Origin of the sequence: Actinoallomurus sp. NPDC052274 (assembly GCF_040679475.1) — a bacterium.
GTDB lineage: Bacteria > Actinomycetota > Actinomycetes > Streptosporangiales > Streptosporangiaceae > Actinoallomurus > Actinoallomurus liliacearum.
The window spans coordinates 1-17,394 of the sequence record NZ_JBFAUT010000039.1 but is presented as its reverse complement, the minus strand read 5'-3'; the positions used below and the strand labels follow the sequence as shown (position 1 = coordinate 17,394).

Annotated in this window: 17 protein-coding genes; 8 read left to right on the top strand and 9 right to left on the bottom strand. The window is 72.6% G+C overall.

All coding sequences use genetic code 11. The features are described 5' to 3' along the window. Positions 1-145: 145 nt before the first annotated feature. The 4 genes from AB0K82_RS28515 (at position 146) to AB0K82_RS28500 (ending at position 4,379) form a co-directional block, all read left to right on the top strand. The gene (locus AB0K82_RS28515) at positions 146-1,195 is read left to right on the top strand and encodes a PP2C family protein-serine/threonine phosphatase (RefSeq protein WP_364402729.1); all 1,050 of its coding nucleotides are present in this window, start codon (positions 146-148) and stop codon (positions 1,193-1,195) included. 40 nt (positions 1,196-1,235) lie between these two features. After that, positions 1,236-1,667 carry a metalloregulator ArsR/SmtB family transcription factor gene (locus AB0K82_RS28510; RefSeq protein ID WP_364402726.1) on the top strand — a complete coding sequence of 144 codons (432 nt, stop codon included), beginning with the start codon at positions 1,236-1,238 and terminating at the stop codon, positions 1,665-1,667. Beyond that, complete coding sequence (locus tag AB0K82_RS28505) at positions 1,664-2,680, top strand: cation diffusion facilitator family transporter (RefSeq protein WP_364402723.1); 1,017 nt, start codon at positions 1,664-1,666, stop codon at positions 2,678-2,680. The genes AB0K82_RS28510 and AB0K82_RS28505 overlap by 4 nt, the downstream gene beginning before the upstream one ends. A gap of 94 nt (positions 2,681-2,774) precedes the next feature. Beyond that, positions 2,775-4,379 (top strand): FAD-dependent monooxygenase, encoded by a 1,605-nt coding sequence (locus AB0K82_RS28500; protein ID WP_364402722.1) that lies wholly within the window; start codon positions 2,775-2,777, stop codon positions 4,377-4,379. Between the two features lie 43 nt (positions 4,380-4,422). Here AB0K82_RS28500 and paaE read toward each other — a convergent pair whose 3' ends face one another. Genes paaE through paaZ form a run of 6 tightly spaced genes read right to left on the bottom strand, consistent with a single transcriptional unit; the run spans position 4,423 to position 10,144 of the window. Next, positions 4,423-5,511 carry a 1,2-phenylacetyl-CoA epoxidase subunit PaaE gene (paaE, locus tag AB0K82_RS28495; RefSeq protein ID WP_364402719.1) on the bottom strand — a complete coding sequence of 363 codons (1,089 nt, stop codon included), beginning with the start codon at positions 5,509-5,511 and terminating at the stop codon, positions 4,423-4,425. Continuing rightward, complete coding sequence (gene paaD / locus AB0K82_RS28490) at positions 5,512-6,015, bottom strand: 1,2-phenylacetyl-CoA epoxidase subunit PaaD (RefSeq protein WP_364402716.1); 504 nt, start codon at positions 6,013-6,015, stop codon at positions 5,512-5,514. Beyond that, entirely contained in the window at positions 6,009-6,875 is an 867-nt protein-coding gene (gene paaC / locus AB0K82_RS28485) for a 1,2-phenylacetyl-CoA epoxidase subunit PaaC (protein WP_364402714.1), read from the bottom strand. The genes paaD and paaC overlap by 7 nt, the downstream gene beginning before the upstream one ends. A 10-nt stretch (positions 6,876-6,885) precedes the next feature. Beyond that, on the bottom strand, positions 6,886-7,161 hold the full coding sequence (paaB, locus tag AB0K82_RS28480; protein ID WP_345439886.1) for a 1,2-phenylacetyl-CoA epoxidase subunit PaaB: 276 nt from the start codon (positions 7,159-7,161) through the stop codon (positions 6,886-6,888). Then, complete coding sequence (gene paaA / locus AB0K82_RS28475) at positions 7,158-8,096, bottom strand: 1,2-phenylacetyl-CoA epoxidase subunit PaaA (RefSeq protein WP_364402710.1); 939 nt, start codon at positions 8,094-8,096, stop codon at positions 7,158-7,160. Before paaA ends, paaB begins: the two co-directional genes overlap by 4 nt. Beyond that, positions 8,093-10,144, bottom strand: coding sequence for a phenylacetic acid degradation bifunctional protein PaaZ (gene paaZ, locus AB0K82_RS28470; RefSeq protein ID WP_364402708.1), 2,052 nt, complete (start codon positions 10,142-10,144; stop codon positions 8,093-8,095). Before paaZ ends, paaA begins: the two co-directional genes overlap by 4 nt. A 62-nt stretch (positions 10,145-10,206) precedes the next feature. Between paaZ and AB0K82_RS28465 the strand changes: the two genes are divergently transcribed. Both AB0K82_RS28465 and AB0K82_RS28460 read left to right on the top strand, forming a co-directional pair. Continuing rightward, complete coding sequence (locus AB0K82_RS28465) at positions 10,207-10,854, top strand: TetR/AcrR family transcriptional regulator (protein WP_364402706.1); 648 nt, start codon at positions 10,207-10,209, stop codon at positions 10,852-10,854. 35 nt (positions 10,855-10,889) lie between these two features. Further along, positions 10,890-11,654, top strand: coding sequence for an HAD family hydrolase (locus tag AB0K82_RS28460; RefSeq protein WP_364402703.1), 765 nt, complete (start codon positions 10,890-10,892; stop codon positions 11,652-11,654). 100 nt (positions 11,655-11,754) lie between these two features. On the opposite strand, the gene AB0K82_RS28455 is transcribed toward AB0K82_RS28460, so the two are convergent. Further along, positions 11,755-12,186: a MerR family transcriptional regulator gene (locus AB0K82_RS28455; protein WP_364402702.1), complete on the bottom strand. Its 432-nt coding sequence runs from the start codon at positions 12,184-12,186 to the stop codon at positions 11,755-11,757. 117 nt (positions 12,187-12,303) lie between these two features. Here AB0K82_RS28455 and AB0K82_RS28450 point away from each other — a divergent pair, with 117 nt between their 5' ends. Both AB0K82_RS28450 and AB0K82_RS28445 read left to right on the top strand, forming a co-directional pair. Continuing rightward, positions 12,304-13,377 carry an alkene reductase gene (locus AB0K82_RS28450; protein WP_364402699.1) on the top strand — a complete coding sequence of 358 codons (1,074 nt, stop codon included), beginning with the start codon at positions 12,304-12,306 and terminating at the stop codon, positions 13,375-13,377. Between the two features lie 217 nt (positions 13,378-13,594). Further along, positions 13,595-15,547: a potassium transporter Kup gene (locus AB0K82_RS28445; protein WP_364402697.1), complete on the top strand. Its 1,953-nt coding sequence runs from the start codon at positions 13,595-13,597 to the stop codon at positions 15,545-15,547. 1 nt (position 15,548) lies between these two features. On the opposite strand, the gene AB0K82_RS28440 is transcribed toward AB0K82_RS28445, so the two are convergent. Next, the gene (locus tag AB0K82_RS28440; protein ID WP_364402694.1) at positions 15,549-16,715 is read right to left on the bottom strand and encodes a hypothetical protein; all 1,167 of its coding nucleotides are present in this window, start codon (positions 16,713-16,715) and stop codon (positions 15,549-15,551) included. Further along, positions 16,712-17,293, bottom strand: a complete 582-nt coding sequence (locus AB0K82_RS28435; RefSeq protein ID WP_364402691.1) for a hypothetical protein — start codon at positions 17,291-17,293, stop codon at positions 16,712-16,714. Before AB0K82_RS28435 ends, AB0K82_RS28440 begins: the two co-directional genes overlap by 4 nt. Between the last annotated feature and the right edge of the window lie 101 nt (positions 17,294-17,394).

Genomic DNA, 17,394 nt, shown 5'->3' with positions numbered 1-17,394 from the left:
GACCACGAGCGCCCGCCGGCAGCGCCGCCCGGACGGGGCGTCCGTCCCGGTGTCGGCGCCTACCAGGGGGTACGCAGGAATGGTGCGACGGTTCAGGAAAGGCCGTTCGGTCCGTCCGCGGACATGGTGGCAGGGCCATGCGCTGGTGCTGCTGCCGCTGACGCTGGTCGCGCTGATCATGGTGGCCGACATCGCGAGCGGACCGCAGATCCGCCTGGGCCCGTTGCTCATCGTGGCGCCGGCGCTCACGGCGTCCTTCGCCGGTCCGGTGGAGGTCGCGCTGATCGGAGTGGTGGCCATCGGCGCCGAGCTGATCATCGGAACGATCGATCGCTGGCGCGGAATCCTGGAGTACGAGAGCCACCTGTTCTCGCTCGTCTTCGTCTCGGTCCTGATCGTGTTCTTCTCCGCCGCCCGGCAGCGACATCAGCGGGAGCTGGCGATCGTGCGCTCGGTCGCCGAGACGGCCCAGCGGGCGCTGATGCGCCCCCTGCCCGAGCGGGTCGGTCCGCTGCGCATCGCGTCGCTGTACCTGACCGCCGAGCAGGAGGCCAGGATCGGTGGCGACCTCTTCGGGGCGGCGCGCATCGTCGGGGGCACCCGATTGATCATCGGTGACGTCCGGGGCAAGGGCCTGACCGCCGTCGACACCGCCGCCCTGGTCATCGGGGCGTTCTGCGCGGCCGCCCACCAACGGTCGCCCCTCCGTGATCTGCTCACCTTCCTGGACGGCGCCGCGTCCGTCGAGCTCACCGCGCTGCGCGACGGCGAGCAGTGGTCGGGGGAGAACTTCGTGACCGCCGCTGTGCTGGACATCCCCGACGAGGAGCCGTGCGTGCACGTCGTGAACCGCGGGCATCCGCCGCCCCTGCTGCTGGCGGGCGGTCAGGTCAGGGAGCTCGGGGCGACCAGCCCCGCTCCGCCGCTCGGCCTGGGAGAGCTGGCCGTGGCCGACGCCCACGTCGACACGTTCCCCTTCCGGCGCGGCGACCTGCTGTTCCTGTACACCGACGGTGTGATCGAGAGCCGCGACGCAGGTGGCGCGTTCTACCCCCTCCGGGAGCGCCTGCTCGCGTGGGAGGAGGACGATCCGGTGCGGCTCGTCGAGCGCCTGCACGAGGACCTGTGCGCGTACGCGGGGGACAGCCTGGATGACGACGTCGCCGTGATCGCCGTCAAGCGGATGCTCGGATAGGGGTTGGCGGCACCGGAGTCCGTCATTAAGGTAACGACATATGAGCAATCGTTCAGATGATCAGGTGGTCGTCGGTCTCGAGTCGTGCGCGGTACGCGTGGTCGACCCCGGCCGCGTCGCGACCGTGTGCGCGTCGATGCCGCCGGCGAACAACGTCGCCGAGGTCGCCGACGTGTTCGGGCTGCTCGCCGATCCGGGCCGGCTGAAGGTCCTGGTCGCGCTGCTGGAGGGCGAGATGTGCGTCTGCGACCTGGCCGCGGTCGCCGGCGCCAGCGAGTCGGCCGTCTCCCACCACCTGCGGTTGCTCCGCGCCCACCGGGTCGTCCAGGCGCGCCGGTCCGGGCGGATGGCGTACTACCGGCTCGCCGACGCGCACGTGCGCATGCTGCTGGACGTCGCGCTCACCCACATCGGCCACGCCCCGGCCGCCGCCCACCCCGAACGCCAGGAGAGCCAGGGAGACGTGACATGAGGGCCCACGACGCGCACCCCGACGGTCACGACCACTCCCGGCCCGCCGACGGCCACGCGGGCCACCACACCCACGGCGTCAGCGAGAACGCCGACTCGCGCCTGCTGAGCGGGGCGCTCGGCCTGATCGTCGCGTTCATGGCCGGGGAGGTCGCCGTCGGTGTGGTGGCGGGCTCCCTGGCACTGATCTCCGACGCGGCGCACATGCTGACCGACGCCGCGTCCATCGTCCTGGCGCTGGTGGCGATGCGGCTGGCGGCCAAGCCGCCACGGGGCGGTTACACGTACGGCCTGAAGCGCGCCGAGATCCTGTCCGCGCAGGCCAACGGGCTCTCCCTGCTGCTGTTGTCGGCGTGGCTCACCTATGAGGCGATCCGGCGGCTGATCAGCCCGCCGCAGGTGACCGGCGGCCTCGTGCTGGCCACCGCGCTGGTCGGCATCGTCGTCAACGTCGGCGCCACCTGGCTGATCTCCCGGGCCGACCGCACCAGCCTCAACGTCGAGGGCGCCTTCCGGCACATCCTCACCGACGCGTACGCCTTCATCGCCACGGCGGTCGCCGGCCTGGTCATGATGGTGACCGGGTTCGCCCGCGCGGACGCGATCGCCTCGCTCGTCGTGGTGGTGCTGATGGTCAAGGCGGGGCTGGGGCTGGTGCGCGAGTCGGGACGGATCTTCCTCGAGGCGGCCCCCGCCGGCGTCTCCCCGGAGCAGGTCGGCAGGGCCCTCGCCGCGCGTCCCTACGTCACCGAGGTGCACGACCTGCACATCTGGCAGATCACGGCGGGGATGACCGCGGCGTCCGCGCACGTCCTCGTCGCCCCGGGGGAGGACTGCCACGCGGTACGCGCCGATCTCGAGGCGGTGCTGGCGGAGTCGTACGGGATCACCCACACGACGCTTCAGGTCGACCACAACCCCGATCCGCTGCTGTCGATCGGCCCGCGGCCGGAGGAGCACTGCGGCGACTCCCACGGCCCGGTCCACCGGCCCGGCCCCGACCACATCTCTTAGTCGGATCTCGTCAGAACTTCGCGGAGCGTGTCGGATTCGCGCAGTCGGCGGCCGGCGAGCGGATCTTTTTCCGCACGGCGACCACGATGGGGTCATGAACCTTGATCACCAGGCACCGGCGGAGCGCGCCGCCGTCCTGATCGTGGGCGGCAGTGTCGTGGGGGCCTCGGCCGCGCTGTTCCTCGCGGCCCGCGGCATCGTCCCCGTCCTCGTCGAGAAGCACGTCGCGGTGTCGACCAGGCTGCGAGCCAAGCTGTTCTACCCGCGCACCATGGAGGCGTACCGCTCCGTCGGAGCCGACCAGGAGATCTACGCCGTCCAGCACGGTCTCCCACCGGCGGATCACGCCGCGGTGGTCACCTCCCTCGCCGGGCCGGAGCTGCGGCGCTGGCGTCTGCCGGCCGCGGAGGACTTCAGCGACGTCTCCCCGTGTCCCAGCGCCTTTGTCAAGCAGTCCGACCTGGAGGAGGTCGTCCGCGAGCACGCCCGCGCCGCCGGCGCCGACCTGCGTTTCGGTCATCGGTTCCTCGGTCTGCGCCAGCACGACGACCACGTTGTCGCGCGCGTCCTGGACGCCGAGGGCGGGTCGTACACCGTAGAGGCCGACTACCTGCTGGCCGCGGACGGGAACGGCAGCGCCATCCGCCAGGAGCTCGGCATCGGCCGCAGCGGCAGCGAGGCGGTCTCCCACGTCATGGAGATCGGCTTCACGGCCGACCTACGCCAGGTCCTCGACGGCCGCCGGCTCGCCCTGGCCTGGACCGACTCGCCCGAGCGGGCCTTCATCTCCTGGAACACGGCTCACGACCGCGGGACGATCTCGGTGCCCTACGATCCCGCGATCACCGAGCCGGCGACCGCGTTCGGCACCGAGCGGTGCCGTGACATCGTCTCGCGCGCGCTCGGGCTGCCCGCGGCGAGCTTCACGACCACGGGCGCCCGGCCGTGGCACATGGGCGCCTGGGTGGCCGACTCCTACCGCGCGCACCGGGTCTTCCTGCTCGGAGACGCCGCGCACGTCACCCCGCCGACCGGGGGATTCGGGGCCAACGCCGGGATTCAGGACGCCTGGAATCTCACCGCCAAACTGGTCTCCGTCCTGCGCGGTGACGCCGATCCGCGCCTGCTGGACGACTACGACCCCGAGCGCCGAGCCGTGGGTGCCCTGACCGTGGAACAGGCACTGCTCCGTGTCCGTGACCGAGCGACGGCGCCGGCCGCGAGCGGTCCGCCGCTCAGCGAGGCCGCCGTGGCGGTCGGCTACCGCTACCGCGTGCCCGGTGACGACCGGGACGCCGCCCTGCCGGAGGCCGACGAGCCGGCCCGCTGGCATGGCGAGCCCGGCACCCGGCTGCCGCACGTGCCCCTCACCGGCCGAGACGACGGCCTGTCCACGCTGGACCTCGTCCGCGACGGCCGCCACCTGCTGCTGGCCGGTCCCGAAGGACGTCCGTGGATGCGGGCCGCGCGCGAGCTGGATCCCGCAGGCGCCTTTCTGGACACGGCACTGCTGCCCCGCGAGGCGGGTACTGGAACGGCACGGCCGGCCGGAACCTGTGGCATCGGCGACCACGGCGCCCTGCTGGTTCGCCCCGATCACGTGATCGCCTGGCGCGCCGTCCAGGCCGCTCCGGACCCCGCCGCGGCCTTGGCGGAGGCCACGCGCCGGGCCCTCCGGCACCGGCACGTGCCGGCGTGATCGGGCACCGGCGGCGCTAGACAGGGAGGAGGTCGGACACGCTCTAGGCGTCATAGTCCAGGCCGACGCGCTCGGACAGGGGCGTCGACTGGCAGGTCAGCACGAACCCGGCGTCGACCTCCGCCTCCTCGAGGGCGAAGTTGCGCCGCATGTGGACCTTGCCGTCGGTGACCCTGGCCCGGCAGGTGCCGCAGACGCCGCCCTTGCAGGCGAACGGCAGGTCGGGCCGGACCCGCTGCATCGCGTCCAGCAGCGGAGTGTCACGCGGCACGGCGGCCGTCGTCGTGCGGCCGTCCAGGAGGATCGTCACCTCGCTGGTGGCCCCGTCGGGAGCGGCGTCCTCGTGGCGGACCGGCGCGGGCGGCACGTCGTCGACGAAGAACAGCTCCCGGTGCACCCGGCCCGCCGGGACGCCCGCCCGGTCGAGCACGGCCCGCAGGTCCTCGACCATGGCGTACGGCCCGCACAGCCACCAGTGCGCCACGTCCGCGAGCGGGGGGAGCAGCGCGCGCAGCGCGGTGAACTTGGCCGCGTCCAGCCGTCCGGTGAACAGCTCGGTCTCCAGCGGCTCGCGGGACAGGATGTGGACGAGTTCGAGGCGGTCGAGGTGGCGGTCCTTCAGGTCGGCCAGCTCGTCGGCGAACATCACGGTGTCCGCGCGCCGGTTCGCGTACAGCAGGGTCGCGGTGGCCGCGGGGTCGCGCAGGACGGTGGCGGCGATCGACAGGATGGGCGTGACGCCGGACCCCGCCGCGACGAAGACGTGGTGGCCCGCCGTGTCGTCGCCGGGAGTGAACCCGCCGGTGGGCGGCCCGACCTCGAGCTCGTCGCCGGGGCGGACCTCCCGTACGAGCCAGGAGGAGAACAGCCCGTCCGGGACCTCCCGGACCCCGATGCGAAGGGGCGCGCCCTCGGCCGCGCAGATGGAGTACGACCGTCGTTCCTGCCGGCCGCCGACCTCGCGGCGCAGCGTCAGCGACTGGCCGGCGCGGAAGGCGTACCCGTCGCCGAGCTCCGGCGGGACGTCGAACGTCACCGCCACCGCGTCGGCGCACAGCCGCTCCACCGAGGCGACCCGGAGGCGGTGGAACCCTCCGCGCGCCCGCGCGGGCGCCGGTGTGCTGACGGTCACCTAGATCTCCTTGACGTGCTCGAACGGTTCGAGACAGGCACGGCACCGGCGCAGCGCCCGGCAGGCGGTCGCGCCGAACGCCGAGGTCTCCTCGGTGTCCCCGGACCCGCAGCGCGGGCACCGGACGGTGCGCACGGTCGGACCGAGGCTGAGGGGAATCGGCCCCTCCGCGCGGCGCGGGGCGGCGCCGGGCGGCGCGATGCCGGCCTCGGCGAGCCTGCGGCGGCCCGCCGCGCTGATCCAGTCGGTGCTCCACGGCGGGTGCAGGACGGTGCGCACCTCGACCTCCTCGTGGCCCGCCGCCCGCAGCGCGCGGATCAGGTCGACGCGCATGGCGTCCATCGCGGGACAGCCGGAGTAGGTCGGGGTGATGGTCACGACGACCCGGCCGTCCTCCTCGGCGACGTCGCGCAGCACGCCGAGGTCGGCGAGCGTCAGCATGGGCAGCTCCGGGTCGGTGACCGTCTCGGCCACCGACCGCGCGTCCGTCGTCGCTGTCACCATGTCGCCTCCGGGTGCGCGCGGGCCACGCTCTGCAGCTCGGCGAGCAGCGGCGCGAGGGCCTCGGTGTGCGAACCCCGCCGTCCGCCCGGGGCCGGCGGCACGTCGGGGCGGCGCAGGGTCGCCGCCTTGAGGACCTGGTCGAGGACGGCGTCGAACTCCGCGCGCAGGGTGGCCGGGTCCACTCCGACGCCCGAGCCGGCCAGGCGCTCCTCGACCTCGTGCGGTGCGAAGAGCTCCTCGACCAGCGGCCAGACCCGGTCGAGCCCGGCCTGCGTCCGGCGGTGCGACTCGTCGGTGCCGTCGCCGAGCCGCACCGCCCACTGGGCGGCGTGGTCGCGGTGGTAGGCGACCTCCTTGACACCCTTGGCGGCGATCGCGGCGAGGACCGGGTCGCGGGAGGGGATCAGGCGCTGCAGCAGGGCGAGCCGCCAGGTGGCGAACACCAGCAGCCGGGCGACCAGGTCGCCGAAGTCGCCGCGCGGGAGCTCGACGAGTCGTACGTTGCCGAACTCCTCCGGATCCCGGAAGTAGGCGTAGTCGTCCTCGCCGCGGCCGGTGCCGTCGGCGTGGCCCGCGCGGGCGTAGAGCAGGCGCGTCTGGCCGAGCAGGTCGAGCCCGATGTTGGCCAGCGCGACCTCCTCCTCGAGGTCCGGCGCGTTCGTGCACCACTCCTGAAGCCGGTGCGACATGATCAGGGCGTCGTCGCCGAGCATCAGGCAGTAGGCGGCCAGGTCGGCGCGGTCGACGTCCGGCGGGACGGTGGTGTCGACCCCGGCCAGGGGGTCGGCGAAGCCGGTGCCGAACGCCCACCGGGCGTCGCCGTCCCCGGTCAGGGCCTCGTAGACGTTGTCGAAGGACATGGCGCTCCGATCACATGTGCGGCACGTCGTCGGGGATGTCGTAGAAGGTCGGGTGCCGATAGACCTTGTCCGCCGACGGCGCGAAGAACGGGTCCTTCTCGTCCGGGCTGGAGGCCGCGATGTGCGACGCCTTCACGACCCAGATGCTCACGCCCTCGTTGCGACGGGTGTACAGGTCCCGCGCGTTGCGCAGCGCCATCTCGTCGTCGGGCGCGTGCAGCGAGCCGACGTGCACGTGGTTCAGCCCGCGCTTCCCCCGCACGAACACCTCGTACAGATCGCTCATGAGCTCCTCCGTTTCGCGGCGTGGGCGGCGGCGGCCTCGCGCACCCACGCGCCGTCCTCGTGGGCGCGGCGGCGCCGGTCCAGCCGTTCGGCGTTGCACGGGCCGTCGCCGCGCAGCACCCGCTTGAACTCGTCCCAGTCGATCGGGCCGAAGTCGTGGTGGCCGCGCTCGAGGTTCCACGCCAGGTCGGGATCGGGGAGCGTGACGCCCAGCGCGTCGGCCTGCGGCACCGTCATGTCGACGAACCGCTGGCGCAGCTCGTCGTTGGTGTGCCGCTTGACCTTCCAGGCCATCGACTGCGCGGTGTTCGGCGAGTGCGCGTCGGGCGGGCCGAACATCATCAGGCTCGGCCACCACCAGCGGTCCACCGCGTCCTGCACCATGGCCCGCTGCGCGTCGGTGCCGCGCATCATCGTCATCAGCAGCTCGTAGCCCTGCCGCTGGTGGAACGACTCCTCCTTGCAGATGCGGATCATCGCCCGGGCGTACGGACCGTACGAGCTGCGGCACAGCGGCACCTGGTTGCAGATCGCGGCCCCGTCGACGAGCCAGCCGATCACCCCGACGTCGGCGTACGTCAGCGTCGGATAGTTGAAGATCGAGGAGTACTTCTGCCGCCGCTCGATCAGCCGGGTCGTCAGGTCGGCCCGGTCGACGCCCAGCGTCTCGGCGGCGGAGTAGAGGTACAGGCCGTGGCCCGCCTCGTCCTGCACCTTGGCGAGGAGGATCGCCTTGCGCCGCAGCGAGGGCGCGCGGGTGATCCAGTCGCCCTCCGGCTGCATGCCGATGATCTCCGAGTGCGCGTGCTGCGCGATCTGGCGGATCATCGTGGCGCGGTAGGCGTCCGGCATCCAGTCGCGCGGCTCGATCCGCTGGTCGCGCTCGATCGTGTGCTCGAAGTGCCGCTCCAGGCTCTCCTCGGCGACGGCCGTCATGACTTCTCCTTCGCGACGAGGGTCAGCACGTCGTACTTGGCCACCGACTCCCCGGTCTGGTTGGTCACGTCGGCGTCCCAGCGCACCTCGCCGTAGTCGGCGTTCGCGCGCGGGGTGATCTGCTTGGCGGTCAGAGTCACGGTCAGCTCGTCGCCGGGCTTCACCGGCGTGAGGAACCGGAGGTTCTCCAGGCCGTAGTTGGCCAGGACGGGCCCGGGCTCCGGGGAGACGAACAGCCCGGCGGCCAGCGACACGACCAGGTAGCCGTGGGCGACGATCCCGCCGAACAGCGGGTTCGCCCGGGCCGCCTCCTCGTCGGTGTGCGCGTAGAACGTGTCGCCGGTGAACTCGGCGAAGTGGTCGATGTCCTCGAGCGTGACCGTGCGGGGCCCGGCGGTCACCGCGTCGCCGACCCGCAGCTCCGCGAGGGACTTGCGGAACGGGTGCACGCCCTCGCCGGTGCCGGACACGTGCGTACGCCGCGGGGCGCCCGCGACCCAGCGGCCGGTCACCGCGCTCAGCGTCTTCGGGTCGCCCTGGACGGCGGTGCGCTGCATGTGGTGCAGCACGCCGCGCAGCCCGCCCATCTCCTCGCCGCCGCCCGCGCGGCCAGGCCCGCCGTGCACGAGACCGGGCAGCGGCGAGCCGTGCCCGGTCGACTCCTTCGCGTCGTCCCGGTCGAGGACGAGCAGCCGGCCGTGCCACGGCGCGAGGCCGAGCACGATCCGCCGGGCGAAGTCGGTGTCGGCGGTGACGACGGAACCGGCGAGACTGCCCCGGCCGCGCGCGGCCAGCTCGATCGCCTGCTCGGCCGAGTCGTACGGCAGCAGCGTCGACACCGGTCCGAACGCCTCCACCTCATGCGGCTCGGCGCGGTCGGGGTCGTCGCAGCGCAGCAGCATGGGGGAGACGAAGGCGCCCCGGTCGGCGTCGGCGCCGACCACGTCGACGTGGTCCGGGTCGCCGAAGATCAGGTGCGCGGCGCCGCGCAGCGCCTTGACCGCCCGGCGGACCTCCTCCCGCTGGTCGAGGCTGGCGAGGGCCCCCATCCGTACGTCCTCGCGGGACGGGTCACCGACGGTGATCTTGGCCAGCCGCTCGCGCACCGCCGCCGCGACGTCGTCCATCAGCTCGGCCGGGACGAGGGCCCGCCGGATCGCGGTGCACTTCTGCCCCGCCTTCACCGTCATCTCGGTGACGAGCTGCTTGACGTACAGGTCGAACTCCGGCGTGCCGGGCCGGGCGTCCGGCCCGAGGATCGAGCAGTTCAGCGAGTCGGCCTCGGCGGTGAACCGCGTCGCCTCGGCGACGATCGCCGGGTGCGCGCGGAGCTTGCGCGCGGTGGCGGCCGAGCCGGTGAACGCGACCAGGTCCTGGCCGGTCACGTGGTCGAGCAGGTCGCCGGGCGGGCCGCAGACGAGCTGCACGGCGCCCTCCGGCAGCAGGCCGGAGTCGACGATCAGCCGGACCAGCCGCTCGGTGAGGTAGGCGGTCTGCTCCGCCGGCTTGATCAGACTCGGCATCCCGGCCAGGAACGCCGGGGCGAGCTTCTCCAGCGGCCCCCACACGGGGAAGTTGAACGCGTTGATCTGGACGGCGACGCCGCGCAGCGGGGTGCAGACGTGCTGCCCGACGAACGTGCCGCCCTTGCCCAGCGGCTCGACGGGCCCGTCGACGTAGACCGTGTCGTTCGGCAGCTCGCGGCGGCCCCGGCTCGCGTAAGCGAACAGCACGCCGATGCCGCCGTCCACGTCGAAGCGCGAGTCGTTCAGCGTGGCGCCGGTGCGGGCGGACAGCGCGTAGAGCTCCTCGCGGTGCTCGCGTAGGTGCGATGCGAGCGCCTTCAGCAGGGCCGCGCGCTGGTGGAAGGTGAGCTCGCGCAGCGCCGGCCCGCCGACGCGGCGGCCGTGATCCAGGGCGGCGGCCAGGTCGATCCCCGCCGTGGAGACGCGGGCGATCTCCTCGCCGGTCGCCGCGTCGTGCAGCGGGATGCCCTCGCCCGTCGGCGCCTGCCACCGGCCGCCGACGTAACTGTGCAGTGCGGTCATGGAGCCGGCCTCCAGATCGATTTACTGACCGAACGGTAGGTAATTCATGCTACCGTTCTCTCATGGCGGAGGGAAGGGGCCGACCGGGTGACCGCGCGGCCACGTCGCCCGGAGCGCGGCAGACCAGGCGCGGCCGGCCCGGTTACGACCGGGAGTCCCTGCTGCTGGTCGCGGTCGGCCTGTTCAACGAGCGCGGTTTCGACGGCACGAGCATGGACGACCTCGCCCGCGAGCTCGGCGTCACCAAGGCCGCGATCTACCACCACGTGTCGAGCAAGCAGGAGCTGCTGCGGCTGGCCACGGGCCGCGCCCTCGACGGGCTGTTCGCGCTGGTCGAGGAGCTCGACTCCGTGCCCGGGCGCGCCGTCGACCGCCTCGAGCACCTCGTCCGGGGCAGTGTGACGGTCCTGGTCGACCGGCTGCCGTTCGTCACGCTGCTGCTGCGGGTGCGCGGCAACACCCAGGTCGAGCGGGACGCGCTCGAGCGGCGGCGGGAGTTCGACCGCATCGTCGCCGGGCTCGTCGCCGACGCCGTCGCCGACGGCGACCTGCGGAGCGACGTCGACCCGGCCACCACCGCCCGCCTGCTCTTCGGGCTGGTCAACTCGCTGATCGAGTGGTACCGCCCCCAGGGCCACATCGGCGGCCCCGACCTCGCGGAGGCCGTCGCGAAGGTCGCCTTCGACGGCCTCCGCACCCGCGCCTCCTGAGGCATCCCCACGGACGGGCTCACTAGGATGCCGGGATGCGGCCGATCCGGGCGGTGTTCTTCGACCTCGACGCGACGCTCGTCGACTACGACCGGGCCGCGTGGCACGCGACCGTACGCCGGGTGTGCGCGGCGCTGACGGCGGATGCCCCGCACATCCACCCCGATCGCGTGTTCGACGCTTACACCGGCGCCTACGCCGCCCATCTGGGAGGGGCTGAGGGCGTCATCGCGCGCTCGGCCGCCGGATCTCCAGACGCCCGCGCCATCTGGGGAGAACTCTGGCAGCGAGCGCTGTCGGCGTGCGGGTACGAGAGCGAGAGCCTCGCCGGCCGCGCGCTCGACCTCTATACGCGCGATCGACACGCCAGCTATCGGCTGTTCGACGACGTCACGGAGGTGCTCGTCGCTCTCCGAGAGCGCGTCGATGCCCTGGCCGTCGTCACCAACGGCCCCGGTGACGCGCAGCGGGACAAGATGGCGGCGACGGGACTCGGCCGACGCTTCGACGAGATCGTCGTGTCCGCCGAGGTCGGTGTAGCCAAACCGGAGAAGGCGATCTTCGACCTGGCCATCCGCCGGTTGGGCGTCGAACCGGAATCGGTGTGGCACGTCGGGGACAGCCTCGCCACCGATGTCCTAGGCGCCCAGAACGCGCGGTTGGGCGCTGACATCTGGCTCAATCGGAACGGTCTGACACGCCGGACCGGCGACCCGTCTCCGGGCCATGAGGTCGCGTCACTGCGCGAGCTGCTGACGCTGGTCGACCGAAGGGCGCAGGACGTACCGAAGTCTCGGTGAACGCGGTCGCGAACAGCTACGAATCACCTCGGACCACCGGAACCAAGCCGCGTTCGCCGAGCTTCCCGCCGACCCGGGGACCGGTGGCGGGCAGCCGCCTTCACCCCGTAGGCGTTCGGCACGCATCCGAGCCCGGAACGCCCGAGGGCGGGGTGACCGGTCGGCCGCGATCGTCCAGGCGCTCGCGGTGGGCTCGTGCGGTCGCCATCAGTCCGTCCAGGGACTCCCGGGTGCGTACGAGGTCGGCGATGTGCTGGGAGAGCCGGTCGCGCTCCTGAGCCATCCGCTCCAGCGCGAGGTCGGCGTGCTTCTCGCTGGGCGAGTCGACGCACGGCAGCAGCTCCAGGATGGTGCGGCTGGACAGGCCCGCGGCGTACAGCCGCTGGAGGAACTTCACCCGGTCGACGTCGTCCTCCGCGTAATGCCGCTGTCCGCTGGCGCTGCGGGTGCTGGCGAGCAGGCCCTGCTCCTCGTAGTAGCGCAGCGACCGGACGCTGACCCCGGTCCGCGCGGCGAGATCCCCGATGCGCATGTCGTCGTCCTTCCGGATTGTGACTCTCGGCACAACCCTTGCCTCTGACGTCAATGTCAGGTTTTAGCGTAGCCGCGGTGCTCGAGGTCCGGGCACCGCACAGCGAGGAGACCTGAGATGACGACCCTTTTCGACCCTTACCGGCTCGGCGACCTGGCGCTGCCCAACCGGGTGGTGATGGCGCCGATGACGCGGGTACGGGCCGCCGCCGGCGGTCTGGCGACGCCGTCGATGGCGACGTACTACGCCCAGCGGGCGACGGCCGGGCTGATCGTGAGCGAGGGTGTGCAGCCGAGCCTGATCGGGCAGTCCAATCCCGGCACACCGGGGCTGCACACCGATGAGCAGGTCGCGTCCTGGCGACCCGTGACCGGTGCCGTGCACGCCAACGGCGGGCGGATCTTCGCCCAGATCATGCACGGCGGGCGGGTCTCGCATCCCGACACCACCGGCCTGCATCCGGTGGGACCCTCGGCCGTCCCCGCCGCCGGTGACGTGTTCACCCCGACCGGGCCGCAGCCCGCGCCGGTCCCGCGCGCCCTGGAGACCGCCGAGGTGCCCGAGCACGCCCGGTCGTACGCCGAGGCGGCCCGCCGGGCCGTCGACGCCGGCTTCGACGGCGTTGAACTGCACGGCGCCAACGGGTACCTGATCTCGCAGTTCCTCTCGTCCAACGCGAACCTGCGCACGGACCGCTACGGAGGCTCGGTGGCCAATCGGATCCGGTTCGCCGTTGAGGCGGTGGCCGCGACCGTCGAGGCCGTCGGCGCGGCGAGAACCGGCATCCGCCTCTCCCCGGGCGGGACGTTCTGGGGAATCGAGGAGACCGACGTGCCCGAGCTCTACAGCGCGCTGCTGACCGAATTGGCCCGCTTCGAAATCGCCTACGTCCACCTTGAGGCCACCGCCGACGAGGACGTGCTGGTCGGCCTGCGCCGCGCGTGGCCGGGCACCCTGATCATGAACCCGGTGCTCCCGCTGGGACCGAAGCAGACCGGCCGGGCGGACGCCGACCACTGGCTCGGGCTCGGCGCCGAGCTGATCAGCTTCGGCCGCGCCTTCATCGCCAACCCCGACCTGGTCGAGCGGCTGCGCCTCGGAGTGCCGATCGCCCCCGTCGACGAGGCCACGGCCTACCAGGGCGGCGACGCCGGCTACCTGACCTATCCGGCCTACCAGCACACGGCCTGACGCCCTCCGCGGTCAGGGACGCCCGGCATATCGCCGACCCGGTCGTGTGTGGCCGGACCACCTTCAGGTAGGTATGGGCACATGACCGAGCGCAGCGAGGGAATCGATGAGCAGAGCACCTTGGTCATGAGGCCGACGGAGGAGGCCCCATGACCGAGCGCAGCGAGGGAATCGATGAGCAGAGCACCTTGGTCATGAGGCCGACGAAGGAGGCCCCATGACCGATTCAGTGGTGCGGGACACCGCATCTAAGTCCGGGCCGGGCGCGTCCGAGCACCGGTCCGGGCTGTTGGCCTTGATGCTGGGTGCCCTCGGGGTCGTCTACGGCGACATCGGCACCAGCCCGCTGTACTCCCTTCAGACGGTGTTCCGCATCGACAACGGGGCGGTCCGCCCGACGAGCGGCGACGTCTACGGCGTGATCTCCATGGTGTTCTGGTCGGTCACGCTGATCGTGTCGGTGAAGTACGTGATCTTCATCCTGCGCGCCGACAACGAGGGTGAGGGCGGAGTGATGGCGCTGGCCGCCCTGGTGCGCCGGGTGTTGGGCGGTGTGCGCGGCAAGGCCGTGGTCGCGATGGCCCTCGGCGTGTTCGGCGCCTCGCTGTTCTATGGCGACAGCGTGATCACGCCGGCGGTCTCGGTGTTGTCGGCGGTGGAGGGCCTCAAGGTCTCCACGCCCGCCGTCGCCCACCTCGTCCTGCCGATCGCGGCGGCGATCCTCACCCTGCTCTTCCTCGCGCAACGCTGGGGCACGCACCGCGTCGGCAAACTGTTCGGGCCGGTCATGGTGGTCTGGTTCGCGGCGATCGCCCTCGCGGGTCTCGCGGAGGTGCTGCGCAAGCCGCGCATCGTGCTCGGCCTGTCGCCGACGTACGCCGGCGCCTTCGTGCTGGACCACCCCTACATCGCGTTCATCGCGATGGGCGCGGTCGTCCTGGCGATCACCGGCGCCGAGGCGCTGTACGCCGACATGGGGCACTTCGGCCGCCGGCCCATCCGGCGCGCCTGGTTCGGCGTGGTGTTCCCGGCCCTCACGCTCAACTACCTGGGCCAGGGCGCGCTGATCCTGCGCGACCCCAAGAGCGTCGCCAACCCGTTCTTCCTGCTGCTGCCGGGGTGGGCGCGGCTGCCCATGGTGATCCTCGCGACCGCGGCCACGGTGATCGCCTCCCAGGCGGTGATCACCGGGGCCTTCTCGGTCTCCCGGCAGGCCGTACGGCTCGGTTTCCTGCCCTACCTGCGGATCCGGCACACCTCGCCGCGGGAGATCGGGCAGGTTTACGTCCCCGCGGTCAACTGGATCCTGTTCATCGGCGTGCTGGCGCTGATGTTCGGCTTCAAGTCCTCCGAGCACCTGGCGACGGCGTACGGCGTGGCGGTCACCGGGACGCTCATCATCACGACGATCCTGTTCCTGGTGATCGCGCGGGCGCAGTGGCGGTGGCCGGTGTGGCGGCTCGTGCTGATCGGCGTCGTGATCGGCGGCGCCGAGATCACCTACTTCGCGGCCAACCTGACGAAGGTCACGCACGGCGGCTGGCTGCCCCTGCTGATCGCGGTCTCCGTGTTCACCGTGATGAAGACGTGGGAGCGGGGCCGCGAGATCGTCACGGTTCGCCGGAATGAGAAGGAGGGCGCGCTGGCCGACCTCGTGCGGAAGCTGCGCACGATGAAGGTGCCGCGCGTGCCGGGCACCGCGGTGTTCCCCCACCCGGGGAAGGAGACCACCCCGCTGGCGCTGCGGGCCAACCTGGACCACAACCACGTCCTGCACGAGCACGTCGTGATCGTCTCGGTGACGTACGACACCATCCCGCACGTTCCCCGGGACAAGCGGATCGCCGTCGACGACCTGGGCTACCGGGACGACGGGATCGTGCACGTCACGATCAAGTACGGGTTCCAGGACGACCAGGACCTCCCGGCGGCCCTGCGGCTCGCCGCGTCGCAGGCGAAGGGCGAGGACGGCGAACTGCTCGGCATCGACCCCGACCACGCCTCGTACTTCCTGTCGCGGGGCACCCTGCGCCTCACCCGGGAGCCCGGCATGAGCCGGTGGCGCAAGCGGCTGTTCCTCACCCTGGCCAACAACGCCGCGAGCCCCGCCGAGTACTTCCGCCTGCCGGAGGGGCGCACCGTCGTCATGGGCACCCAGGTGGACGTCTGAGCTACCGTTCCCGCCCGGGCGCGCCGCGGCGGGCCCGGGCGCGGTAGTGGTCGCGGACGTCCTGGCGGAGCAGGTATCCGAAGCCGGCCGCCTCGATCCGCCGGACCAGCTCGGCCTCGGTGACGCCCATGGCGGCCGCCGTGGTGGACAGCCGCCAGTCGCCGGCGGCGAGCCGGGTGAGCAGGTGACCGCGCCGGACCTGGTTCTCCGACAGCCGGAAGGTCTTGAGGTACGCCGGCCGCCCGGCGTCGTCGGCGATGAGCTCACCGAGGTGGTTCTCCCGCTGCCGCTCGAAGGACGGCAGCAGCCGGGACAGGCGGTACGGCCCCACCCGCTGGACGTGCTCGTAGGTGTAGTCGCCGCCCAGCAGCCCGCCCGCCATGACGCCGTCGTGAAAGGCCGCCCACTCGTCCCGCTGCGTCCGGACGGCGGTCCGCAGGTCGGCGAGCGAACGCACCGCCGTGTCGTCGATGCGGGCGCCGAAGGCGGGCACCGGCCCGCCCAGCATCGCGTAGTGGTAGATCAGCTCGCCGTACAGGTCGTGGACCAGCGTCGAGTGCAGAGCGCGGTAGTCGGCGGGATGCGGCACCACGAACGCGGCGGCGAGCGCGTCCGCGACGTGGACGAGGACGCCGCACTGCCCCGGATGGATCTCGAACACCCGCAGGGCGTCGGCCAGGCCCCGGACCGCGCCACCCGCGTACGCCTCCTCGGCCCGCGGGGAGAGCCCGCGGCGGATCGCCCGCTGCGACCACTCCTCCCACGCGAGCTCGGGGCCGCCGAAGTGCAGCGCCAGGTAGCCCTCCAGCGCCAGGTGCAGGGGAAGGAAGCGCAGCCGGTTCTTGTCGAGCCGCCGGGCCATCCGGCGGTGGAACCGCAGCCGCATCCGGTCGGGCGCGCGGTCGCGCTCGGCGGAGTCCCGGAGCTGGGTGCCGTACGCCGCGGCCGGCGCGCCGTCGTCCGCCCAGGTCGCCACGTAACCGTGCGGGATGTAGGAGCAGTAGACGGTCCGCGGGTCGACCGCGACGACTCCGGCGTCGGCGTCGTAGAGCCGGGCGTCGAGCCGCAGGTCCTCGATCGGCTCCTCGCGGACGAGCGGCACGAGCCGCACCCCGCCCCACACCTGTGACGGCCGGGTGGCGAGACCGTTCAGCGTCAGCCTGGTCATGGGGCCGTCGGCCCCATGACCAAGGTGTCGTGCCCGCCCCGCACGCGGTCGTCGGCGTGCTCCGCACCCAGGAACTCCGCGACGCGCCGGGCCAGGTGGGCGCGCAGCTCCGGGAGTCCCGTGCGTCCCTCCGCGAACCGCGCCAGCTCGACCAGCGCGACGAGGTTCTCGGCGTCGCGGATGCCGGCGGTCGGGACGGTCGGCGCGAGGCGCCGTACGTCGAAGTCGGCGGCGTCGTACACCGGGTTGAGGTGGACGACGGCACAGGCGTGGGAGGGGTCGAGCCGGGTGCGCCAGATCCGCAGCACCTCACCGGCCAGCCCCGGCGGCGCGTTGTCCCATCCGTCGGACACGATGACGAGGCGATCCGTGCCGAGCTCCAGCGCGTCGAGGATCCGCTCGCCGAGCGGCGTCGGCCCGTACGGCCGGACCGACAGCGCGTCGGTGCGACCCGACAGCCACAGCGGGGTGTACTCCGCCGCCAGCGCCTCCAGCAGGAAGTGGCAGGCCAGCGCCACGGCCAGCGGCCGGCGGCGCTTCTGCCCCGAGCCGTACGCCGAGAAGCTGTCGTCGAGCACCGCGGCCCATCCGGCGTGCGAGTGAGCAGATCCGTGGGCTGTATGGCCGCAACGTTCAACTGTTCCCCTCGGCGGGCTTGGACGCCCGCGACTCCTACTTC